The following is a 23,804-nucleotide window of genomic DNA, read 5'->3' as shown; positions in this document are numbered from 1 at the left end:
TCCATGGAGACTACGTTGGAGGTTCTCACGACGCGGCGGAGCCGACGTGATGCTCACCGCCAATGGCCGGATGAGGTCAAGGCACGGATCGTGTCGGAAAGTTTGCGGCCGGGTGTGACGGTGAATGAGGTCGCGGCCCGCCATGGGCTGAAGGCCAATCACCTGTCGACCTGGCGAACGCTGGCACGAGATGGCAAGCTGGTTTTGCCTGAGCCGGAAGACGCCGTCGAATTCGCGGCCATGGTCGTTGAGACACCCCCGCCGGAGCCGCTGAGTGTCAAGACCGCCACGCGCGCCGAGATTGTTGTCGGCCCGGTCACAATCCGTCTTGAGGAGGGTGCGTCTGCTGCCAGGATCGCTGCCATCGCTCGGGCCCTGGCGGCAGCGACATGATCTTCCCCTCGAACCGCGTGCGGATCATGGTGGCGACCAAACCCGTAGACTTCCGCAAGGGGCATGACGGATTGGCGGCACTGGTGAAGAACGAACTGCACAAGGACCCGTTCACAGGAGCGGTCTTCGTGTTCCGGTCCCGCAAGGCGGATCGGCTGAAGCTGATCTACTGGGATGGCACCGGTATCGTCATGGCCTACAAACGGCTTGAAGAGCACAGCTTTACCTGGCCGGGCATCAAGGATGGACTGATGACGCTGACCCACGCCCAGTTCGAAGCCCTGTTTGCGGGCCTTGATTGGCGGCGGGTTCGGGCGGTCGAAACGAGAGCGCCGGTCGCTATCGAATAGCTGCGACACGATGACTCAGCACAATAGATTCCGAGGGTAAATCGGCACAGAATTTGGTAAGTTCCAGTCATGCTGGACACCGCTGATCTTCCCGATGATGTTGCTGCGCTGAAGGCGATGCTGATCGCAGCCCAGGCACGCGAGACGGCCAAGGACGTCGCGATAGCAAGTAAGGACGAGCATATCGCCCGCAAGGATGAGCGGATCGAACGGCTTGAGAAGCTCGTCGCGGCCTTCAAGCAGGCAGCCTTCGGACGCAAATCTGAGAAGACCGATCCCGAGCAATTCGACCTGGCGCTGGAGGACCTGGAGACGGCGATGGCCGCGATCCATGCCGAGGACGAGGCGGACGCTCCTGCTGGCAACAGGGCCACCAAGCCACGGGCGATCAATCGCGGCTCCCTTCCAAAACATCTTCCGCGTGTCGAAGAGGTGATTGAGCCAGAAAGCCTGATCTGCGGCTGCGGCGGTTGCCTGCATTGCATTGGCGAGGATGTCTCAGAGCGACTGGACATCATCCCGGCGCAGTTCCGCGTGATCGTCTTACTTCAACGGGGCAACCTAGGACTTTCGTCACTGACTACTTCCACATCGCCCGCATTCGCGCACCCACATCGATGCGGATCTGCTGCGCGCTGCGTTCGGAAGCGGCAGCCGATACCAGTGGCCAGGTCATCGTTTCGAAAAATTGCAACAGCGTCGCCGGGATGAAGCGGGTTCTGGCGGCGTAAACATGCCGGTCACCCTGCTGACTCTGCCCACCAGTGAAGAAGCGTTGGGGCGTGATCAGCGACAGGCTGTCCTTGGCGCGCGTCATGGCGACGTAGAGCAGCCGGCGTTCCTCCTCCAGTTCCTGGGTGGTGCCGACGCCGAGGTCGGAGGGGATGCAGCCGTCGACCACATTGAGGATGAAGACGGCGCGCCACTCTTGGCCTTTGGCGGAATGGATGGTCGAGAGGCTGAGATAATCCTCGTCAAGCAGCGGCACGCCGGCCTGATCGCTGGTGGCGTCCGGCGGATCGAGCGTCAGTTCAGTCAGAAAGCGCTCGCGCGATGGGTAGCCTCCAGCGATCTGCTCTAGCTGCAGCAGATCGGCCTTGCGGGTGTCCGCATCTTCGTGGATGCGTTCCAGATGCGGCTCATACCACATCCGAGCCTGCCCGATCTGGCCGGGCCAGTCATTCGGCGCCTGCCGCAGGCCCACAAGCATTTGTGTAAAGGCTGCCCAGTCATCGCCGGTCTTCGGCGGCGACGGAATTTCGGCGAGGGCAAGCAGCGGCTCGGGGTCTGTCGCAATCGCATCGAGAATGTTGCCAGCCTTCTTCGGTCCGATGCCTGGCAGCATCTGCAGCAGCCGGAAACCGGCGACGCGGTCGCGCGGGTTCTGTGCGAAACGCAGCACGGCCAGCATGTCTTTCACATGGGCGCTGTCCAGGAATTTCAGGCCGCCGAATTTGACGAAGGGGATGTTGCGGCGGGTCAGTTCCACCTCGAGCGGGCCGCTATGGCTGGAGGTGCGGAACAGCACGGCGTGCTGTTTCAAAGTCATGCCGGTTTCGCGATTGGCGAGGATCTGGTCGATGATGAAGTTCGCCTGCTCGGTTTCATCCTTCACCGTTACGAGCCTTGGGCGCTCGAGCGACACCCGCTCGGTCCAGAGGTTCTTGGTGAAGCGCTCGCGCGCGAGATCGATGACCCCGTTGGCGGCAGCAAGGATCGGCTGCGTCGAGCGATAGTTGCGGTCCAGCGTGATGATATCGGCCGCCGGGCTGAAGGAAGCCGGAAAATCGAGGATGTTGCGAACCGTCGCCGCACGGAAAGAATAAATCGACTGCGCATCGTCACCCACCACGGTCAACCCGCGGCCACCGGGCTTCAGCGCCATCAGCACCGATGCCTGCAACCGGTTGGTATCTTGATATTCATCCACCATCACATGGTCGAAGCGGTTGCCTATATCGTCAGCCAGAACGGGGTCGCTGACCATCTGGGCCCAGTAGAGCAGAAGATCGTCGTAATCGAGCACGTTCTGGATCTGTTTGGCCTCGACATAGGCAGCGAACAATTCCCTGAGTTCGCTTTCCCAGTTGGCAACCCATGGATAGTGCTGGCGCAAGATGTCCTTGAGTGGTGTCTGGGAATTCACGACGCGCGAATAGATCGCAAGACAGGTGCCCTTTGTCGGAAAGCGGCTTTCGGTTTTGGAGAAACCCAGCTCGTGCCGGGAAAGATTCATCAGGTCGGCGCTGTCTTCGCGGTCGTGGATGGTGAAATCGATGTTGAGGCCGATCTGCTCAGCGTAGATGCGCAACAGCCGTGCACCAATGCCGTGAAACGTGCCGGACCACGCCAATGCATCTGTCATGATTGCCGAATTTGCCCCTAGGACCTGCTTGCATATCCGTTCGACACGGCGCGCCATCTCGGAGGCTGCGCGCCTTGAGAACGTCATCAGCAGGATGCGGCGGGGATCGGCGCCATTCACGATCAGATGCGCAACACGGTGAGCCAGCGTATTGGTCTTTCCCGAGCCGGCGCCGGCGATGATCAGAAGCGGACCGGCGACATGTCCATCCACCAGTCCAACACCATGTTCCACAGCCTTGCGCTGCTGCTCGTTCAGTTTTTCCAGATAGGCAACCGCCATCCTGCATTAATCCTCGATATTTGCCCCAGGCGAAGTTGCCTGCCCGAAAACGGCGGGCGACTGAGCCTGCGCCGCCATGTCGCCTTCGTGCCGCAATGATTAGCAAAGACTCAAACAGCAAGCCAGAACAAATGCTGAACGCAAAAGCCTTGCTGCGCAAGTCCGGTTGGAGCCATCACCTGACAGCTCGATTTCTGCAGTCTCTTCCTCGAATGTTGCCTCAGGAGCGGAAGCGGATATGCTGTCGTCGCATCGCCGGAAATCGGATGAGGCAGTTGTCTCATTGGTTTGAAATGATGAGATATTTCATGTGTTCCGAGGCGCTTTTTCTGCTTTTTCCGGGAGCGTTGAACCCGATCGGGTTTAACGGTCATTACCACGGAAGAGCCTTATTCACTGGGAGGAAAAAATCATGAGACGACTTAAATTCTGCCTGATCGCTCTGGCTGCAATCACTGCCTCGACATTTGCACAGGCCGAACAGAAAGCGATGAAATCCGATGTCACCATCGCTTCTGACCTCAACTACCTGCTTTATACGCCCAAGGATTACGCGGGCTCAAACAAGACCTATCCCCTTGTCGTCTGGCTGCATGGCGGCGATCAGGGCGGTAGCGACGTCGAAAAGCTACGGTCGAGCGGCTTACCGAAAATGATTGAGGACGGACGTGAGTTTCCCTTCCTGGTGTTTTCACCGCAAAATCCGAGTGAGGAACTACTTTACCCGATCGAGCGTGTTGCAAGCGTTCTTGAGGCGGTGGTGGCCAACCATCGGGTCGACCGGGAACGGATCTATCTGATCGGCTATAGCCGGGGAGGGTTCGGCGCATGGTCCATGGCAGAGCAGTTTCCTCAAACTTTCGCCGCAGTGATTCCGATTGCCGGCGGCGGCATTCGGCACTACCTCAATCGAACAAACGAGAAGGCGGCTTTCTGGGCCTTTCATGGTGCAAATGACGAGGTTATCCCGCTGTCCGATACGGTGGTGCTTGTGCAACGTCTTAAGGAGCTGAAGCGCAATGTCCGGCTCACCGTGCTTGAGGACACGGACCATCAGGCGGTCGAGGGAAAGGTGCTGAACGAAGAGGCGATGTGGACTTGGTTGCTTGAGCAGAAGCTTGCGGGCGAAAAAGCATCCTCGAATCCGTAAATACGGGCCGACCGCTGCTTTTTACAGCTGCCATTGCCGTTTCTGCCGCGTTTTGCCATTGCAGCGCAGGCTTTCGATAATCTGCGACCTTCGTCAGCGAACGCACTTTATCGCTTGACTCCCTACGTGGAGATGGTGCTAATACGCATTAGCTGTTAATGCGTATTAGCAGGGAGCGAATGCTGGAGGAGGGCATGGCGTGTCCAGTCACAGACGTCTCACGCAGAACGATATTGCCAAGCTTGCCGGCGTCAGCCAGGCAACGGTGTCTCTTGTTCTGAACGGCGCGCCGGCAGCGGTCGCGCGCATCCCGGACGAAACCCGGGAAAGGGTGCAGGCCGTCATTCGCCAGACCGGTTATGTTGCCGATCCGATTGCGCGGCGCATGGCCAAGGGGCTGAACCGGATCCTCGGCGTTTTCACCTATGAACCAGCTTTTCCGAGCGCTCAGGCTGACTTCTTCACGCCCTTCCTGCTGGGCATCGAAGAAGAGGCACAGCAGCAGGCTTATGATCTTCTGCTGCTGACGAGCGCCGGTGTCGGCGATAACCGCAAGATTTTCTCGGAAGGCAACAGGCTTCGGATTGCGGACGGCTGTCTGGTTCTCGGCCGCGAGTTCGATCGCAAGGAACTCGCCCGGCTGGTTTCGGAAGACTATCCCTTCGTCGCGATCGGCCGGCGTGAAGATGCCGGTGGGCCGGTTCCCTATGTCGGCGGTGACTACGCCGCGGGAACGCGTCAGCTTGTCGAAGACGCCATCGCGCTGGGACACACCAGGCTCGCCTATATCGGCCCTCAGGGTCCGGCAGAATCGATTGCCGATCGCTGGCAAGGTTTCAGCGCGGCGCTCGCAGATGCGGCCACGATTGCCCTGCATATCAAGGCGGTCAACCGCCCGGCCGAGAAAATACTTGATGCCATCATTGAGAGCGGGGCCACAGTCGCCTTCTTCATAGAATTGGCCGATGCCGTGCGCGTCGAGGCGCTGGCGCGGGCGAGGGGACTTGTCGTACCCGACGCATTTTCGATGATCGTGCTTGGCAGCCATATCAGGGCCGCTCGCAGCCCCGTGCGCTTCACCTCCTATGAAATTCCGCGCGAGGAGATGGGGCGGCAGGCAACCGCCATGCTGGTCAACCGCATCGAGACCGGCAGCGCCGGTGGGCAGATCCTTCTCAAATGTGAACCCGTCAAGGGAGAGACGTTGGGGCCGGCCCCGACCGGCTCGGCAAACAAGTCCTCAGTCAACAAAACGGATGTGACGTCGTGAAAGACATGAAAGCAGATATTCTCGTGGTCGGTGGCGGCCTTGGCGGCGTAGCGGCGGCACTGGCGGCCGCACGAGCGGGCAAACGCGTGATCATGACCGAAGAATACGACTGGATCGGCGGCCAATTGACCAGTCAGGCCGTTCCCTCGGACGAGCATACATGGGTTGAACAGTTCGGCATCACCCGGTCCTACCGGGCGCTGCGCAACGGTGTGCGGCAATATTATCGAGACCATTATCCGCTGACGGAAGGCGCGCGCGCTTGGGGCGACCTTAATCCGGGCGGCGGATGGGTGAGCCGCATCTGCGCCGAGCCGCGTGTCAGCCTCGCGGTCATGGAAAGCATGCTGGTGCCCTATATTGGCGCAGGTCGCCTGACGATACTCAAGCCCTGGCGTCCCGTCGGGGCCGATGTGGACGGCGACTTGGTTCGCTCCGTGACCCTCCGCCATCGCGACGGCGGCGCTGAAATCGTCATATCCGCCGATTACGTACTCGACGCCACCGAACTTGGCGATCTGCTGCCGATGACCGGCACGGAATATGCCAAGGGTTTTGAGGCGCAGTCGGACACGGAAGAACCGAGCGCGCCGGAGCACGCTCAACCGGACAATGTGCAGGCTGTCTCAATCTGCTTTGCCATTGACCATGTCGATGGCGACCAGACGATCGACAAGCCTGAGAACTACGACTATTGGCGCTCTTACCAGCCGCATTTCTGGGGTGGTCCGCTCCTCGGCTTCACCGCGCCCCATCCGCGCACGCTGGAGCATACCACCCGCTCCTTCACGCCAAATCCTGATGATAATCCGCTGCTGGTCGATGCCGACCAGCGCAAGGGCGGCGGTGATGAGAATCTTTGGATCTTTCGGCGCATCGCGGCGCGGAAAAACTTTGCGCCCGGCTTCTATCAGTCGGATATCTGCCTCGTGAATTGGCCGATGATCGATTACATGGATGGCACGATCATCGATGTGACCGAGGGAGAAAAGGCGCGCCACCTGAAGGCGGCGGCAGATCTTTCTTATTCGGTCTTTTACTGGCTGCAGACGGAAGCGCCGCGTCTTGATGGCGGGCAGGGGTTCCGCGGGCTTCGGCTGCGTGGCGATATCACCGGTACCGACCATGGGCTCGCCATGGCGCCCTACATTCGCGAGAGCCGCCGTATCAAGCCGGTGACGCGCATCGTTGAGCAGGATCTTTCCTACACGGTTCGCGGTGAAAGGGGCGCGGTCCGCTATCGCGACAGCATCGGTATCGGCATGTACCGCATCGACCTGCATCCATCCACCGGCGGCGACAACTACATCGACGTGCCATCCTGTCCGTTTGAAATTCCGCTCGGTGCGCTGATCCCGCAGCGGGTGAAAAATCTCATCCCGGCCGGCAAGAACATCGGCACGACGCATATTACCAATGGTTGCTACCGCCTGCATCCGGTCGAATGGAACATCGGCGAAGTGGCCGGGATGCTTGCGGCGCACTGCCTGGAAAATGGCGTCACGCCGCATCAGGTGCAGGAAGACGATGACCGCCTGGAAGCCTTCCAGACGCAGCTGACCCGTGAGGGCATCGAAATACGCTGGCCTGATATCGCGGCCTATTAGGACGGCGGTTTGCCGTCTCATCGAACCCATCTTTGGAGGAGGACCGGGAATGAACAATCATTTTAAACTGAAATCCATGGCCTGTGCGCTTGCCCTGGTCGGCTCGCTTGCGCTTGCGGGCGGAGCGGTTGCGCAGGATGCGGTTAATCTGCGCATGACGATCTGGAGCGCCAACGAGGCGCATCTCAAGCTCTTCAACGAGATCGCAGCCGGTTTCAAGAAGGATCATCCAAATGTCAGCGTGGCTTATGAGTCGCTGCCTTTTGATACCTACACGACTGCACTCACCACACAGATCGCGGGCGGCAACGCACCTGACATGGCCTGGATTTTCGAGACGTCGGCTTATGATTTCGTCAAGTCCGGGGCGCTCTACCCGCTGACGGACACACTGAAGGCTGCGCCGGGATATAATCTTGAAGAGGTGGGTGCCGGCGCCACGGAACGCTGGTCGCAGGACGGTACGCTTTACGCCTATCCGTTTTCGACCTCGCCCTTCGCCGTCTTCGTCAACAACGACCTTATCAAGGCTGCCGGTGCCAAAACCCCTGCCGACATGATCGCTGCCGGCGAATGGACGTGGGACAACGCCATCGCAACCGCGTCGGCTGTCGCCAAGACCGGAAAGGGCGGGCTTGTCGTCCGCGATTTCAATTACCAGAACTGGCAATATCTCACTTCCGTCTGGAATGGCTGGGGGGCTTCACCCTGGAGTGCTGACGGCGCCACCTGCACCATGGCGGAAAAGCCGATGGCGGATGCCATTTCGTTCATCCACGACGCCATCTTCGACAAGAAGGCCATTCCGGGCCCCGGCGAGACGGTCGATTTCTTCGCTGGCAATGGGGCGATGACGATTACGCAGATCAGCCGCGCCTCGCTTCTGCCGAAGGACAAGCCATTTGGCTGGGACCTCGTGCCTCTTCCGAAGGGCCCTGCCGGCGATTATGCGCTGATCGGCCAGGCGGGTATCGGCGTCATGCAATCAGGCAAGAATGCCGAGACCGCGGCGCAATTCGTGGCTTACATGACCAATCCGGAAAATTCCGCCAAACTCAGCCAGTTCTTCCCTTCAGCGCGCAAGTCTTTGCTGAATGCGCAGGTGCTGAAAAAGACGAACCCGCTCCTCAGCGAGGAGCAGATCGAAAAGGTTGTCATCTCCGGCATCGCGACCGGCAAGGTCATGCCCGGCCATACCGGTTTTGCCCAGATCCAGCAGATCGTGCGTTCGAACCTCGACGCCGTCTGGCGGCCGCAGGCCGATGTGGCCGGTGCGCTTCAAAAAATCTGCGGCCAGATCGGGCCGCTCTTGAAGCGCTGAGGAGAAAACCATGGCTGTCGCGCAGGATATTGCCCGTACTCAGGATCGTCCGGCCCCGGCGTTCTGGACCATCGCGCGGCGCGACAGCCTTGCGGGATTCCTGTTCATCGCCCCGCAGCTGATCGGCATCGTCATCTTCGTTCTGATCCCGCTCGGGCTGGTGTTCTGGTATTCGCTGCATGAATGGAATGTGCTCGCCAACACCTTCACCTATACGGGTGCGCAGAACTACCGGATGTTGGTCGAGGACAGCAATCTTCGCGACGTCCTTGGCGCGACGGCGATTTTTTCGGCCGGGCTCGTCGTGTTCAACCTGTCACTGGCGTTGCTTCTGGCCGTATTGCTGAACCAGAAACTGGCTGGCATTGCGATATTCAGGACGCTGTTCTTCTCGCCGGTTGTCGTTTCGCTGGTTGCCTGGACGATCGTCTGGGGGTTCCTGTTGCAGAAAAATGGCGGCATCAACGGCATGTTGCTGATGGTCGGCATCGAAGGCCCCAACTGGCTGCGCGAGGAAACGACCGCGATGATTTCAGTCATCGTCGTCCAGGTCTTCAAGAATGTCGGGCTTAACATGATCCTGTTTCTGGCAGCACTTCAGGGTGTGCCGAAAGAACTTTACGAAGCCGCCCGCATCGATGGCGCGCCCGCCTTCAAGCAGTTTCGTCGCATTACCCTGCCGCTGATCAGCCCGACGATCCTGTTAACCTCGATCATTACGATTGTTGGCTCGCTGCAGGTTTTTGCGCAGATCGCAGTTCTGACCCAGGGGGGGCCGGGTCTCTCGACCACGGTGCTGGTCTATTACCTCTATCAGCAGGCCTTCCAGTTTCATTTCTTTGGCTACGGCTCGACGCTGTCCATCCTGCTGTTTGTGATCGTCGCCGTACTGACCTTCGCCCAGTGGCAGATGCGCAAGAGGATCGTCTTTTATGAAAGCTGACCTTTCCCCCCGCATGCAGGTCGCTCTTTACGGGGTGTTGTGCGTGCTCCTGATCCCGTTCGTCTTTCCGACATGGTGGATGGTGACGTCATCGATCAAGCCGATCAGCGATATCTTCGCCTTCCCGCCGCAATTCTTCCCGCAAAACCAGGACTGGACGAGCTATTCCAAGGTCTTCGAGTTGCAGCCTTTCGTGCGGCAATACTGGAATTCCGCCTATATCGCAGCTGTCGTGACGGCAGGAACGATGATCATATCGTCCATGGCAGGCTATGCTTTTGCGCGGATCCGGTTTCCGGGCGCAAATCTCATTTTCATGGTCGTGCTGCTTGGCCTGCTCATTCCGTCGGAAGTCACGATCGTGCCGCTGTTTCAGATGTTTCTGAAGGCGGGCATGGTCAACACACACTGGCCGCTCATTCTGGTGCCGATCTTCGGTGCGCCCAGTGTTTTTGCCACTTTCGTCATGCGGCAGTTCTTCGTGACGCTGCCCGCCGAGCTTGAAGAGGCGGCGCGCGTCGATGGTCTCGGGCGCTTCAAGATATTCCGCAAGATCGCGCTGCCGCTGGCAAAACCGGCGCTGGCCTCGGTTGCGATCTTTACCTTCCTGCACTCCTGGAACCTGTTCCTTGAGCCCATCGTCTTTCTCTCCAGCGCAGAGATGTTCACGCTGCCACAGGCGCTGACCCAGTATACCGACGCCTATGGCGGACCGATGTGGAATATCCAGCTTGCCGCAGCGACGCTGACGGCGCTGCCCGTGCTCATCGTCTTCGTGATTGCCCAGAAGCAGTTCGTCGAAGGCCTCGCCCATACCGGCCTCAAGGGCTGAAGAACCGGATTTAATCGATGGCTAACGTAATTCTGTCCGACATCCGCAAAAGCTATGGCGCGGTAAAAACCATTCACGGCGTCGATCTCGATATCAGGGATGGCGAATTTGTCGTCCTCGTCGGACCCTCCGGCTGCGGCAAGTCGACCCTGCTGCGGATGGTCGCCGGTCTCGAAACGATCACGGGTGGCGAACTCAAGATCGGCGAGCGGATCGTCAACGATCTCGATCCCAAGGACCGCGACATCGCCATGGTGTTCCAGTCATACGCTCTTTATCCGCATATGACGGTCGCAACCAATATGGGCTTTTCGCTGGAACATCGCGGCTCAAGCAAACAGGAAATCGCCGAGAAGGTGAACTGGGCGGCGGAGATCCTTGGTCTCACCGCATTGCTCGACCGTTATCCCCGCCAGCTCTCAGGCGGTCAGCGCCAGCGTGTTGCAATGGGTCGCGCAATCGTTCGCAATCCGCAGGTGTTCCTGTTCGACGAGCCCCTCTCAAACCTTGATGCCAAACTGCGCGTCGTGATGCGTGGCGAGATCAAGGCCTTGCATCAGAAACTCAGGACCACCACGATCTATGTGACGCATGACCAGGTGGAGGCGATGACGATGGCTGACAGGGTCGTCGTGCTGAACGCCGGCCGTGTCGAGCAGGTCGGCACGCCGCTCGAACTTTACGACCGTCCGGCAAACCAGTTCGTTGCCGGCTTCATAGGCTCACCTTCCATGAATTTTCTGCCCGGCGTGATATCGCAAGCCGGTTTTGAAACCGGCGGTGTGGTCTTGCCATTGCCGGCCGCTGCCGCCGCTCTTGCGGGAAAAGGGGCGACTTATGGCATCCGGCCCGAGCACCTCGCCCTTGATCCCTCCGGCGTACCGGCCGAGATCCTGCTCGTCGAACCGCTGGGATCGGAAACGCAGGTCACCATGACACTGGGTGGTTCGCGGGTGCTCGGCGTTTTTCGCGAACGCATAGGCCAGGCGGTCGGCGAGGAGATAAGGATATCCCCGTCTTTGGACGGCATTCATCTGTTTTCGGACGAGAACGGCAATCGGCTGAACTGAGCCCCGGCGCGCGTCCAGACAGGTCCGGCCGCGGCATTGCCAACTCCGCGACCGATCATCTCAAAGAAAGCTGCTTTCGAACAGCTCGCCTGAATAGGCGGCATGGGTAACGCCTGCTTCAAGGTCGGCCTTGGTCAGCTCATCCACAAAAACGCCGTTCTGCATCACCAGCACGCGGTCGCACATATGGGCGATGACAGCCAGATCATGGCTGACGAGAACAAAGGTCAGATCGCGTTCTTCGCGCTGGTCGGCAAGAAGGTTGAGGATTTCGGCCTGAATGGAAACGTCGAGCGCAGAGGTCGGCTCGTCGAGCAGCAGGATAGGTGGTTCGAGGATCAGCGCGCGGGCGATTGCCACGCGCTGTCGCTGACCGCCGGAAAGTTCATGCGGGAACCGCTCGGCAAAATGCGCAGGCAGGCCAACCTGTTGCAGGGCGGCGGGAACCTTCGACCAGCCGTCGCCAAGCCCCATGGCGCGGATGGGCTCGGCCAGAGCCCGACCGATGCGGTGGCGAGGATGCAGCGAACCGTAGGGATCCTGAAACACCATCTGGGCCAGGTTCAGTTCGTCGCGGCTGCGGGTCTTGCCGACCGGTTTTCCATTAAAGCTTATCGAGCCGGTCCAGCCACCCTCCAGACCTGCCAGCGAGCGCAGCAAGGTCGATTTGCCGCAGCCGCTTTCGCCGACGATTCCGAGGGTTTCGCCTTTGTTGACCGTAAGGCTGACGCCGCGTACGACGTGGTTACGTTTTTCCTTGGCGCCGTAGACGACGTCGAGCTTGTCTACCGTGATCATCGCATCACCTCCGCATCGATTGCCTGACGATCCAACACCTTGAGGCGCCTGACCGGATTGCGGGGATCGGGCATGGCCGCGATCAGGCCGCGCGTATAGGGATGCCGCGCATCTTCAAGCTTCGTCAGCGTTTCCACGACGCGCCCGCCATACATGACCAGCACGCGTTCGCAGAACGCCGCCACCATGCGGATGTCGTGGCTGATGAGGATAAGGCCGGAATTGTTCTCGCGCACCATCTCGTCCAGAAGCAGAAGTACATCCTTGCGCACGCTGACATCGAGGGCCGCGGTCGGTTCGTCGGCGATGACAAGCTTCGGCTTGGCGAGCAGCATCATGGCGATCATCACCCGCTGCCCCATGCCACCCGATATCTGGTGTGGATAAAGCGCCATGACGCGGTCGGGATCGTTGATACGTACGCGCAGCAGCATGTCGCGCGCGGCAGCCCTTGCCCCCTGGCCGGTAAGCGCCAGATGCAGTTCGGCGGCTTCCGCCACCTGTTTGCCGATGGGCAGCACCGGGTTCAGCGAATAACGCGGGTCCTGCATGATCAGCGCCATCTCGCTGCCGCGGATCGCGCCCATCTGCCGTTCGGTTTTTGTGAGCAGCGGTTTGCCGAGAAAATCCATTTTCTCCGCCGTCACCGTCGCGCTCTTTGGCAAAAGGCGCATGGCGGCCCGGCCGGTGGTGGATTTGCCGGAACCGGACTCACCGACGATACCGACCCTTTCGCGGCCGACGTCGAAATTGACGTTGGAAACGGCGGAAATGGCATTGCGCCCAAAACGGACATTGAGGTCGCGTACCGAGAGTATGGGAGTGCTGTCAGGAACGGGCATGACGCGGATCCAGAAGGTCGCGCAGCGTATCGCCGGCGATGTTGAAGGCAAGGCTCGTCAGGAGGATGGCAATGCCGGGCATGACGGCGACCCACCAGTAATCGAGCATGAATTTGCGGCCGCTGGAGATCATCGCACCCCATTCAGGCAGCGGCGGCTGCGCCCCAAGGCCGAGAAAGCCGAGCGAAGCAGCCGTCAGGATGATGCCCGCCATGTTCAGCGTGAGGCGAACGATGACCGAGGGAATGCACATCGGCGCGATATAGAGAAACAGGATGCGCAGCGGCGAGGCACCGCAGAGGCGGGCGGCGGCCACATAATCGGTGTTTCGCACCACCAGTGCTTCCGCGCGGGCGAGACGCGCAATCGGTGGCCACGCCGTCAGCGAGATCGCGATGATCGCTGTTCCGAGACCGGCTCCCATCGCTGCCGCAAAGGCAAGTGCGAGCACGAGCGAGGGGAAGGAGAGGACGATATCGGTCGCGCGCATTAAGATGGCATCGGTGCGCCCGCCGAAGAAACCCGCCATGACACCAATCGCAAGGCCGATCGGACCAACGATGACCGAGACCGACAGGACGGTCTGGATGGTGATGCGGGTGCCGTAGACGAGCCGGCTGAAAATATCGCGGCCAAATTCGTCGGTTCCGGCCAGATGCGCCCAGCTTGGCGGCTGAAGCGCGTTTTCGAGCGCCTGACGGGCAGGATCGTAAGCCGCAATGAGCGGAGCGAAAATGGTGACCAGAACCAGAACCGCCAGAATGGCGAAGCCGAACATCCCAAGTGGCTCGTCTGCGAGCTTCCTAAGTGTCCGCACGGTTGTGGTCGACAGTCGCGACAGGACGCCGGGGCGATCGACGGTATTGTTTTGCGCGATATCGGTCATCGTGCGGCCTCCCGTGTACGGGGATCAAGCGTGGTGTAGGCCAGATCGGCGAGGAAGTTGAGCAACATGAATATGACGCCGATGACGATCGTGGCGGCGAGGATTGCATTCATGTCGCCGATGAGCAGCGCATTGGTCATATATTGGCCGATGCCCGGCCAGGAAAAGACGATCTCGGTCACCACGGCGCCTTCCAGCAGATTGCCGTAGGAAATTGCCAGAACGGTGATGAGCTGCACGGCGATATTGGGCAGTACATGGCGGGTTATGGTGCGTGCGGGGCTGACACCTTTGGCCCGCGCCGCGATAACATAGTCCTGGCTCAGCTGTTCGAGGGTGAAGGCCCTCGTCATGCGGGTGATATAGGCCATGGCCATATAGGCAAGGATTACGGCCGGCAGGATGATGTGTCCGAGCGCGTTCCAGAAGATTTCCGTCTCGCCCGCAAGCAGGCTGTCGACCAGCATCAGGCCGGTTCTGGGTTCCACAAGACCCTCGTAGAACACGTCCACCCGGCCGGGCCCTCCGACAAGATTGAGACTGGCATAAAAAATGACGAGCCCGACAATGCCGAACCAGAAGACAGGTATCGAATGTCCAACCAGCGCAAAGACGCGCGCGAACTTGTCGATGAACGTATCGCGAAACAGGGCTGCTGCAAGACCGAGGGGAACGCCGATGATCGTCGAGATGATGATCGCCAGCGTCGCGAGTTCGAAGGTTGCGGGGAAGGCCTGCGCCAGATCGCGCGTCACGGGATTGCCTGTCAGGATCGCGATACCGAAATCCCCATGCAGCAGACCACGCAAGTAAATGAAGAACTGCTGATAAAGTGGCAGATCAAGGCCAAGCCGCGCCCTCATGGCCTCATAGGCCTTTGGATCGGCAAGCTCGCCGACGATTGCTCCGACCGGATCGGTCGGCATCACACGGCCTATGATGAAGGTGATGCAGAGCAGGATGAAGAGGCTGACGATCAGTTGCAGAAAACGATGCCCAAGCCCGCGCAGTGAAATCTCCGTCATTGCTGGCCGCGCTTCCTTGAGAGAAATCCGTCAGGGGCCGGCCCTTTGCCCGCTGCTCGCCGCAGACGCGCAATTCTCTTTTGTAAAAACTCTTGATGGTACTTCATCCCAACCCCTCCCTGAGTTAACATGAAAACATATGACGTGCCGCCACGTCATCATATGAGTAACGAAGGGATTCGTATTCTGCAAGAGGGAAGACTGGCATGATTGGCGACAAAGCGAGGCCGCGGGAGAGGCGGGCGCAACAGATCATCGATAATCTCAGCGCAGAAATTCGCAGTGGAAAACTGAAAAATGGCGACCAGCTTCCCACGGAGCCGCAATTGGAACGCGCTTATGGCGTGAGCCGGACGGTGGTCCGCGAAGCGATTGCCGATTTGCGTTCTGCCGGTTACGTCGTGCCTATCCAGGGTAAGGGGGTTTTTGTCAGTAGCGACAGTGAATGGGCCGGCGTGAAACTGACGCAGTCTGATGTTGGAACCATTGCCGAGACGCTGGAAATGCTGGAGTTCCGCCTGGCAACGGAAGGGGAGGCGGCGGCGATCGCAGCCTATCGCCGGACGGCCCAGCAGGAAGCGGCAATCTCGGCGGCGCACCGGAAAATGGCCCGTGCCATCGGCGCTGGCGAATCGACCGTCGATGCGGATTACGAATTCCATTCGGCCATCGCGACCGCAACCAATAACCGCTTCTATCTGGAGGCATTGCGCCAGTTCGGTTCACGCTCGATACCGCGTGGGCAGTTCCCAACGCTGCCTGAAACCGGCGACGCGAATTATCTTCGCAAAGTCCAGGCCGAGCACGAGGCAATCCTGCGCGCCATCGTCGAGCAGGATCCCGATGCGGCCCGAAAAGCCATGCGTGAACACATGCTGGCTAGCCAGCGGCGATACAGGCTGCTCTCGGAGGCGCAATAGCATCTCGACACTCATCTTATTTCATGCGATGTCATATGATGACTTGTATGGAGAGAGGAGAGAATCGATGTATGTCGGCACCCAGGTTGCTGCGCGCGATGACGAGGATTACAAGGTCTGGGCGCAGCTCGGCGTCAAAAACATCAGCGCGGATCCGCCCGGAGCACCCGCGAGCTGGACTTTCGAGGATTTCGAGCGCCACCGTGACAAGGTCGAAAGCTTTGGCCTTGTCCTCGATATGGTGCAACTGCCGTTGCCGTCCCGGCCCATCGAGCAGGCGTCATATCCCGATATCCTGCTTGCCGGCCCGGACCGCGACCGGCAGATCGATGCCGTCTGCGCGATGATCGAAAATATCGCGAGGGCCGGAATTCCTGCCGCGAAATACAATCTCAACCTCATTGGCATTCCGCGCACGGAGATGGAGCGCGGCCGTGGCGGTTCGCTCAACGAGGCATGGCGCTGGGACAAGGCTGACCATGATGCCGCACCGGGCCTCGCCGGCGTTCTGTCAGAAGACGAGAACTGGGAACGCATCGACTACTTCCTCGAGCGCGTCGTGCCGGTTGCTGAAAGCAACAGGGTGCGTCTCGCCTGCCACCCCCATGATCCCTATACACCGCCAGGCTACAGGGGCGTCACCCGTGTGCTCGGCACAGTCGATGGGCTGAAGAAGTTCGTGCAGATGCGCGAGAGCCCCTATCACGGCCTGAATTTCTGCCAGGGGTCAATCGGCGAGATGCTTGATGATCCGCGCGAGGAGATCGACGACATCATCCGCTGGTTCGGCAGCCGCGACAAGATTTTCAACGTCCACTTCCGCAACATCAGCGGCGGGAAATTGTCCTTCATGGAGACTTTCCCCGATGAGGGGGACATGGACATGGTGCGCTCGCTGAAACTCTATCACGAACTCGGTTATCGCTACATGATCATGCCGGACCATGTGCCGACGATTGCCGGACGCGATCCCGTCGGCGTCGCTTTCGCGTTCTGCTACGGCTACATCGCAGCCTTGATCGAAGCACTTGATAACAAACATCTTTGACCGCTTTGGCCCGCGACGCCCCGCTGCGTCGCGGCTTTTCCCGAACATCAATTACCGATCTGTAGGAGGAGCAGGTATGAAAAAAACATTGATCCGTCTCGCATTCACCACCGTTCTTGGCGCTATGCTCGTGCAGGGATCGCCCGTCGCGGCCAAAACCCCCAACGACCAGCTGGTTATCGGCACGTCGCTGGCCCAGGTGCTGTCACTCGACGCCCATCAGGCCACCGAGGCAAAAGCCAACGAAATCATGGCCAATCTTTATGATCGCCTGATCTCGGTGGACGGTTCCGGCAAGGTTTCGCCACAGCTCGCCGAGCGCTGGGAAACGGATGAGAAAGGCATCACCTTTCATCTTCGCGAGGCGAATTTCGCCTCCGGTAACCCGGTGACCTCGGCCGATGTGGTTTATTCGCTCAGCCGCCTTCTGAAGATGAACCAGGCGGCCGCAGCTAACCTCAAGCGCGTGGGCTACAATGCCGACAATATCGACAAGCTGGTAAGTGCTCCGGATGAAAAAACGGTTCGCGTCGATCTTTCGGGTGAAACGACTTCGGAATTGCTGCTCTATCGCCTCGCCATGGTCATTGCCAGCGTGGTCGACAGCAAGGAACTGAAGTCCCACGAGGTCAATGATGACTGGGGGAATGCATGGCTGAGAACGAATTCGGCCGGCTCCGGCCCGTTCACCCTCAACCGCTGGTCGCCGAATGAGATCATCATTCTGGAGGCGAATAAGGACTATGTGGCCGGTAGCCCCAAAATGCGCCGCGTCATCGTGCGGCATGTGCCGGAAAGCCAGGTTGAGCGCCTGATGCTGGAGCGCGGCGATATCGACATCGCCAGCGCGCTGACGGCTGCGGATCTCGCGACCTTCAACAACAAGGACGGTTTCCAGATCCAGCGTGTGCCGACGGGCGGTTTTTACGTCCTGTCCATGAATGCCGGCAAGGAGCCCCTGTCCAACCCCAAGGTCCGCGAAGCGATCGCCTACGGCATCGACTACAAGGGCATGGAAAAAACCATCATGGGTCCCTACGGGCGGGCGCGCACGGTGCCGGTACCAGAGAATTTCGAATATGCCATTCCGAGCCCGGATTGGAAGCTCGACGTGGAGAAGGGAAAAGCGCTCCTCAAGGAGGCCGGCTACGAGAACGGTTTCACGCTCAATCTGAAGACGATCGCGCAGACGCCGCGCATCGACCTCGCCACTGCGATCCAGGCCACGCTCAGCCAGATTGGTATCAAGGTCAATATCCAGCAGGGTAACGGCTCGGACGTGATTGCCGCGCACCGCGCGCGGGATTTTGATCTGCTCATTCCGCAGACCGGAGCCTACATGCCGAATGTTCTGGGCTCGATGGAACAGTTCTCCAGCAACCCGGACAACTCGCTTGCCGCCAACAACGCCGGCAATTTCGTCTGGCGCTCGGCCTGGCATATTCCGGAACTGACCGCGCTCACGGCAAAGGCGTCGCTCGAGCCTGATGCCAAGAAGCGCGGGGAAATCTACACCCAGATGCAGGAAATGTTCGTCGCGCAGAAGCCGGCGGTGCTGCCGATGTTCGAGAGATTCGAGCCGATCGTGCTGAATGCACGCGTCAAGGATTATGTGGGCCACCCCAGCCAGACGACCCGGCTTGAAAAGGTCACGAAGGACTGACGGCAAAGCATAATTTGCGAAACAGGTGACGGGCGGTTTTACCGCCCGTTTTTATGCGTGACTGGGCCCATGCGCCAGAGTCTTCTCCCGCACATTGACCAGGAATACAGCGCCTGTACGGGAAATAGTCGCGCACCATCCCGTAATTTCAGGGGGTTTTCTCAAGGACTTCATCGGTTTAGACCGTGCGGCAACTTTTCCTTCCGTCGGGCGAGAGTCGCGAACTCCGCTCACCTACCTCCCGAAGAATGCGTTGACGACTATGAACCTTGCACAGATAAAACTTCCGTCTCGGCCACTCAGCCTCAAACGCGGCGTCATTTCGGTGCCGGCAGCCTATTATTTCTCCGTTCCCGTGCTTCTCGTAATCACGATTGTCATGCTGGTAGCCGAAGGCCCGGGCGTTGTGCGTGACTACAAGATCAGCCAGGATCCGCTGGAGATTGAAAACGGCGATATCAGCGGCAGCTGCAAGACACGCAAGGCGATCTTCACGACCTGCAAGGCCGATCTTTCCTACGACCATGCGGGCGTGAGCTACAAGAAGGATGTCGAGGTCATGTTCGTCGATCTCCATTCCGGCGATTACGAAACCGGGCTGGTCATCTCCGCGAAGAACCCGGAACTCGCAACGATTTCGCTGGGTCTGGACATGCTCTGGAACCGCATCATTACACTCGGCGTGTTCGTCTTTCTGCTTGGTTTCGGCAGTCTCGCCATGCTGTTCACACTTGTCCGCATGCTGCGGGTCCGCCTGCAGCTACGCAACCCGGCCCCTTTGACCGTTATTCCGGTGGCGCTGACGGCCGTTGCAGAAAAACGCAGCCGTCTTTTCGTGACCTATGCCGATACGGTCAGAGACGATAAAACCAAGCGGCAATCCTTCACGCATCTGGAACGGGGTCGCATTCCAGTTGTCATCGGCAATACCGGCAAACAGGATGTGGCACTTGCAGTCCTGCATGGTAACGGCGCCTTGCCTGTCCTGCTTGACGATCAGCTGGAGCGGATCGACCTGACGGAACAGGAGCGGGCGGAAGCTCTCGCATCGCTCGCCCCGATGGTCGCGCACGAGACACAGGAGGCTGCCGCCGCCCAGGCCGCGTCGATGAACAAGGGGCCCGGTCTCCTGCGCCGGCTCGGGACTTTCGTCGCCATCCTCGCCGTCATCATGGTGGCGGTGATGGGCTACTGGCTGTGGTATGTCACAAGCGCTCCGTCGCAATTCAATTCCCCCGGCATGGACATCAACAACATGCTGCCGGCGGCACTCAACGAGTGGGGCTGCGCCCGCCTGCAAGAACGCTTCTCTGACGGCCGGGCTCCGTTTGGCTGCGCCGCTGCGGATTATCAAAGCTGGAAATAAAGGGTTTTCCTTTTTGCCGTCGGGTCGGTTTGCCAAAAGCGTTACAGCCTGGCACACCGGCCCGGACTCTACTCAGGATTCTTGTTGAGAAGAGGCAGATATCAATAGTTGCATTAGAGATTTATAAATAAACCACTTTCATAGTGCCATCGTGAGCGGTTCTTCAGAGGCTGGGAGAGTGCATCATGTTCACGGTGCTGGAATGCGTTGCCGTCCAACACGATTGGGAGATCGTGCTTCTTGCGGCATTGATCTGTCTGCTGGGAATGCTCGCCTTTTTTCACCTCTTGTTGCGCGCTGAGGAAAGTCCTTCCGGCCGAAAGCCCTATTGGGTCCTGGTTGCCGCCTTTGCGGCGGGGCTCAGCGTCTGGGCCACCCATTTTGTCGCCATGCTCGCCTATAAGGGCACTGTTCCCATCGGTTTCGATTTTTCCTTCACCGCTCTCTCGGCCGTTCTTGCCGTACTCGGCTTCTGGCTGGCGCTCAATGCCCGCACGCAGGCAATCTACGGCCCGGTGATTTCTGCCACCCTGGTGACGCTGTCCGTTGCCGTCATGCATTTCGTCGGAATGGCGGGAATAGATGTCGCCGCCACGGTCAGCTACGAATGGGGGGCTGTTCTTGGCGGTTTTGCCGTCGCCTGGGCGTTTTTTCTTCTGTCCTCCTGTCTGTTTCACCGCCTCGGCTCCTGGAAGCGCATCGTTTTTCCCGCCGCAGCGTCGATCCTTGCAATCTGCGCGCTGCATTTCACTGCGGTGTCGGCCACCGTTCTCTCACCCGATCCCTCCATTTCCGGACCAGACCCCGACAATCTCGGCCGGCTGATCATGATCGGCGCGGTTTCCGGCGTGACATTCCTGATCCTTTCCGCAACGGCGACTGCGGCGCTCGTGGACCGGTATCTCGTCGACCTCAAGGGTCTCGTCGACGCGACACTGGACGGCCTTGCGGTCGTGCGCGATGGCCGCATCGTCGAGCTGAATACGCGTTTCGCAGGCCTGCTGGGGCGCGGTGAAACGTCGCTGGTCGGAAAGAATCCCGATGAACTTTTCCGGGCCGCGGATGGGCAACCCGTCTATGTACCCCGTAATGCGCCCGTAGAGGCCATACGTGAGCGCGCCGACCGCGCGCAGGTGTTCGAACTCGCCGTGCGCACCATCGAATACCGAGGTCGTCCCTGCGAGGTCATGGCCATTCGCGACCTGACGGAGAAGCGTGAGGCGCAGCGGGAGATCGAATATCTTGCCCGCCACGATGTGCTCACCGGCCTTTCCAATCGCACCATGTTCCAGACGCGGCTGCGCCAGCAGATCGAACATTGCGGCGAGGGCGACGAATTTGCGCTGCTCGCGCTCGATCTCGACCGCTTCAAGGCGGTCAACGATATATTCGGCCACGCCGAAGGCGACAGGGTTCTCAAGAAAGTCGCGGCGATTCTCGATGAATGCGCGAGATCTGGCGATGTGGTCGCCCGGCTCGGTGGTGATGAGTTCGTCATTCTGACCGCGCGGCATACCAAGGCGGAAGAAGCGCGCCTGCTTGCCGAGACGATCCTCGCCATGTTCGCCCTGAAAATGAATGCCGCCAATGATCCGACCGCCGTCGGTGTCAGCATCGGTATTGCCGTCTTTCCACGCGACGGAAAGGATGACGAAAGCATCCTGCATGCCGCCGATCTCGCGCTTTATCGGGCCAAGATGGGCGGCCGTGGCATATTGGCCTTTTATGACCCACTGATGGATCAGGAGGCGCGCGAGCGTCGCCAGCTCGAGACGGATCTGAGGCTGGCAATCAATCGTGATGAGCTCGTGCTGAATTACCAGCCGGTCCTTTCCGTCGAATGCGGTGAGGTCGTCGGTTATGAGGCGCTGGTGCGCTGGCAGCATCCCACAAGAGGCGTGGTGCCGCCGGACGTGTTCATCCCGATCGCCGAGGAAAGTGGTATCATCATCTCGCTCGGCGAATGGGTGCTGCGCGAGGCCTGCCGTCAGGCGAACACCTGGGCGCCGCATCTGAAAATCGCGGTCAATGTGTCGCCGCTGCAATTTTCCCTGGCCAATCTGGGCCATGTCGTCTGCACCATCCTGATGCAGACCGGCCTTTCGCCCAACCGGCTGGAGCTGGAGATCACCGAAGCTGCCCTGCTGAAAGACCGCAAGGCGACGCTGACAATTCTGACCCAGCTCAAAGCGCTTGGCGTTGCCATTGTCATGGACGATTTCGGTACGGGTTATTCTTCGCTCAGCAACCTGCAGAGCTTCCCTTTCGACAAGATCAAGATCGACCGCAGCTTCATTGCCGCCATGAGCGATGACGACAATGCCCGCGCCATCGTGCGCGCGGTTATCGGCCTCGGCCGCAGCCTCGATCTGCCGGTAACGGCGGAAGGAATCGAAACCGATGCGCAATATCGCATGGTCGTCGATGAAGGATGCGCGCAGGCTCAGGGCTATCTCTTTGGCAAGCCGGATGTGGCGCCGGCACAGGCCGCGGGCACAACCACCCGGAAGAAATATACCGTTTGAAGAAGGCGCGGCAGCGTGTGGGGCGCGCTGCCGGCCATCTCCATGTCGGCCTCCACGCTCGGCCATTCATCCTCCCAGCCTGATTTCATGGAACGAGAGCCTGCGCAGATCGTTAGGATTGCGTGTGGCGCGCCGTGTTGTCGCTGCCACTTCCGGCGCCGGACAACCGCCCGGACAAAGCTGTCGGATCAGCTTTTCCCGGGCCGCGCGCGACGAATAGACACCTTTTATTGGGAGAGCCCGCAATGACAGACCGCCTCGAGCCCCAGGATCCGCGCAGCCAGTATCCGCGCCCGCCTTTTTCCACGCCGGAGCAGGAGATGCCGGGTCTCGTGACCAACATGACGCCCCTGCCGGATCATGGGGAGAAGAGCTACAGGGGCTCGGGAAAACTTGCCGGTCGCAAGGCGCTGATAACGGGCGGCGATTCCGGCATCGGCCGTGCGGTGGCAATAGCTTTCGCACGAGAAGGAGCGGATGTCGCGATCTCCTACCTTCCTGAAGAGGAATCCGACGCCGAGGAGGTGGTCGCGCTCATCGAGGCAGAGGGCCGTCAGGCGGTGGCGTTACCCGGCGACATTACCGATGAAGGGTGGTGTCGCGAACTGGTCGAAAAAGCGGCTGGCGATCTGAACGGCCTGGATATTCTGGTAATCAATGCCGCAAGACAGCAATATCGCGAGAATATCGAGGAGCTGTCGACCGAAGATTTCGACCGCACAATGAAGACCAATCTCTATGCTCTTCATTGGATTGCGCAGGCCGCCGTTCCTCATCTCAAGCCAGGCGCTTCCGTTATCACCACGGCCTCGATACAGGCCTACGAGCCTTCTGCAATCCTGCTGGATTATGCGACCACAAAAGCGGGCATCGTGGCCTACACCAAAGCGCTCGCGAAGCAGCTGATAGACAAGGGTGTGCGCGCCAACGCTGTCGCACCGGGCCCGTTCTGGACGGCGCTGCAACCGAGCGGCGGCCAGCCCACCGAAAAGGTGCGCAATTTTGGCAAGGATAGCGATTTTGGCCGCCCCGGCCAGCCGGTGGAGCTTGCGCCGGTCTATGTCCTGCTCGCATCGCAGGACGGCAGTTTTATCAATGGCGAGGTTTACGGCGTGACCGGCGGCAAGGGTATTGCCTGAGGCAATGAC

The 23,804-nt window shown here is 59.7% G+C and carries 20 protein-coding genes and 1 pseudogene; 16 read left to right on the top strand and 5 right to left on the bottom strand.

All coding sequences use genetic code 11. The features are described 5' to 3' along the window. The 3 genes and pseudogenes from tnpA to AGR2A_RS16150 form a co-directional block, all read left to right on the top strand. Positions 1-393, top strand: a 393-nt coding sequence (tnpA, locus tag AGR2A_RS16160; RefSeq protein WP_353615850.1) for an IS66-like element accessory protein TnpA, incomplete at its 5' end; no start/stop codon positions are given. Continuing rightward, positions 390-743, top strand: coding sequence for an IS66 family insertion sequence element accessory protein TnpB (gene tnpB / locus AGR2A_RS16155; protein ID WP_080823176.1), 354 nt, complete (start codon positions 390-392; stop codon positions 741-743). The genes tnpA and tnpB, both read left to right, overlap by 4 nt. Before the next feature lie 69 nt (positions 744-812). Then, positions 813-1,286: pseudogene (locus AGR2A_RS16150) on the top strand (IS66 family transposase zinc-finger binding domain-containing protein); the annotation flags it as partial. Positions 1,287-1,323: 37 nt separating this feature from the next. Here AGR2A_RS16150 and AGR2A_RS16145 read toward each other — a convergent pair. Further along, positions 1,324-3,390 carry an ATP-dependent helicase gene (locus AGR2A_RS16145; protein ID WP_080823175.1) on the bottom strand — a complete coding sequence of 689 codons (2,067 nt, stop codon included), beginning with the start codon at positions 3,388-3,390 and terminating at the stop codon, positions 1,324-1,326. Positions 3,391-3,802: 412 nt separating this feature from the next. On the opposite strand from AGR2A_RS16145, the gene AGR2A_RS16140 reads away from it, so the two are divergent. The 7 genes from AGR2A_RS16140 (at position 3,803) to AGR2A_RS16110 (ending at position 11,583) form a co-directional block, all read left to right on the top strand. After that, positions 3,803-4,540, top strand: coding sequence for a prolyl oligopeptidase family serine peptidase (locus AGR2A_RS16140; RefSeq protein WP_080823174.1), 738 nt, complete (start codon positions 3,803-3,805; stop codon positions 4,538-4,540). Positions 4,541-4,739: 199 nt separating this feature from the next. After that, positions 4,740-5,810, top strand: a complete 1,071-nt coding sequence (locus tag AGR2A_RS16135; protein WP_080823173.1) for a LacI family DNA-binding transcriptional regulator — start codon at positions 4,740-4,742, stop codon at positions 5,808-5,810. A 5-nt stretch (positions 5,811-5,815) separates the two neighbouring features. Further along, the gene (locus tag AGR2A_RS16130) at positions 5,816-7,417 is read left to right on the top strand and encodes an FAD-dependent oxidoreductase (RefSeq protein WP_080823172.1); all 1,602 of its coding nucleotides are present in this window, start codon (positions 5,816-5,818) and stop codon (positions 7,415-7,417) included. 49 nt (positions 7,418-7,466) lie between these two features. After that, positions 7,467-8,738, top strand: coding sequence for an ABC transporter substrate-binding protein (locus tag AGR2A_RS16125; protein WP_080823171.1), 1,272 nt, complete (start codon positions 7,467-7,469; stop codon positions 8,736-8,738). 10 nt (positions 8,739-8,748) lie between these two features. Then, on the top strand, positions 8,749-9,681 hold the full coding sequence (locus AGR2A_RS16120; protein ID WP_080823170.1) for a carbohydrate ABC transporter permease: 933 nt from the start codon (positions 8,749-8,751) through the stop codon (positions 9,679-9,681). Further along, positions 9,671-10,513, top strand: a complete 843-nt coding sequence (locus AGR2A_RS16115) for a carbohydrate ABC transporter permease (RefSeq protein WP_006697331.1) — start codon at positions 9,671-9,673, stop codon at positions 10,511-10,513. Before AGR2A_RS16120 ends, AGR2A_RS16115 begins: the two co-directional genes overlap by 11 nt. A gap of 17 nt (positions 10,514-10,530) precedes the next feature. Further along, positions 10,531-11,583: an ABC transporter ATP-binding protein gene (locus tag AGR2A_RS16110; protein ID WP_080823169.1), complete on the top strand. Its 1,053-nt coding sequence runs from the start codon at positions 10,531-10,533 to the stop codon at positions 11,581-11,583. Positions 11,584-11,643: 60 nt separating this feature from the next. On the opposite strand, the gene AGR2A_RS16105 is transcribed toward AGR2A_RS16110, so the two are convergent. Genes AGR2A_RS16105 through AGR2A_RS16090 form a run of 4 tightly spaced genes read right to left on the bottom strand, consistent with a single transcriptional unit; the run spans position 11,644 to position 15,134 of the window. Beyond that, positions 11,644-12,381, bottom strand: a complete 738-nt coding sequence (locus tag AGR2A_RS16105; protein ID WP_080823168.1) for an ABC transporter ATP-binding protein — start codon at positions 12,379-12,381, stop codon at positions 11,644-11,646. Further along, entirely contained in the window at positions 12,378-13,223 is an 846-nt protein-coding gene (locus tag AGR2A_RS16100) for an ABC transporter ATP-binding protein (protein WP_080823167.1), read from the bottom strand. Before AGR2A_RS16100 ends, AGR2A_RS16105 begins: the two co-directional genes overlap by 4 nt. After that, entirely contained in the window at positions 13,210-14,109 is a 900-nt protein-coding gene (locus AGR2A_RS16095; RefSeq protein WP_080823166.1) for an ABC transporter permease, read from the bottom strand. Before AGR2A_RS16095 ends, AGR2A_RS16100 begins: the two co-directional genes overlap by 14 nt. After that, complete coding sequence (locus tag AGR2A_RS16090) at positions 14,106-15,134, bottom strand: ABC transporter permease (protein WP_080823165.1); 1,029 nt, start codon at positions 15,132-15,134, stop codon at positions 14,106-14,108. Before AGR2A_RS16090 ends, AGR2A_RS16095 begins: the two co-directional genes overlap by 4 nt. 206 nt (positions 15,135-15,340) lie before the next feature. Here AGR2A_RS16090 and AGR2A_RS16085 point away from each other — a divergent pair, with 206 nt between their 5' ends. From AGR2A_RS16085 to AGR2A_RS16060, 6 genes are all read left to right on the top strand, one after another. Continuing rightward, on the top strand, positions 15,341-16,054 hold the full coding sequence (locus AGR2A_RS16085; protein WP_080823164.1) for a FadR/GntR family transcriptional regulator: 714 nt from the start codon (positions 15,341-15,343) through the stop codon (positions 16,052-16,054). A gap of 67 nt (positions 16,055-16,121) precedes the next feature. Continuing rightward, positions 16,122-17,102 (top strand): mannonate dehydratase, encoded by a 981-nt coding sequence (locus tag AGR2A_RS16080; protein ID WP_004444768.1) that lies wholly within the window; start codon positions 16,122-16,124, stop codon positions 17,100-17,102. 124 nt (positions 17,103-17,226) lie between these two features. Continuing rightward, complete coding sequence (locus tag AGR2A_RS16075) at positions 17,227-18,765, top strand: ABC transporter substrate-binding protein (RefSeq protein ID WP_286079595.1); 1,539 nt, start codon at positions 17,227-17,229, stop codon at positions 18,763-18,765. Positions 18,766-19,027: 262 nt separating this feature from the next. Continuing rightward, positions 19,028-20,131, top strand: coding sequence for a hypothetical protein (locus AGR2A_RS16070; protein ID WP_139786405.1), 1,104 nt, complete (start codon positions 19,028-19,030; stop codon positions 20,129-20,131). A gap of 185 nt (positions 20,132-20,316) precedes the next feature. Next, positions 20,317-22,656, top strand: a complete 2,340-nt coding sequence (locus tag AGR2A_RS16065) for a bifunctional diguanylate cyclase/phosphodiesterase (protein WP_080823162.1) — start codon at positions 20,317-20,319, stop codon at positions 22,654-22,656. A 245-nt stretch (positions 22,657-22,901) separates the two neighbouring features. Continuing rightward, a complete protein-coding gene (locus AGR2A_RS16060) occupies positions 22,902-23,795 on the top strand; it encodes an SDR family oxidoreductase (protein WP_080823161.1) in 894 nt (297 codons plus the stop codon). Positions 23,796-23,804 lie beyond the last annotated feature (9 nt).

This window comes from Agrobacterium genomosp. 2 str. CFBP 5494, from assembly GCF_900013495.1.
In the GTDB taxonomy this organism is placed as follows: domain Bacteria; phylum Pseudomonadota; class Alphaproteobacteria; order Rhizobiales; family Rhizobiaceae; genus Agrobacterium; species Agrobacterium pusense.
Note: the sequence above shows the minus strand (reverse complement) of the source record. Positions and strands in the feature narration are given on the sequence as shown.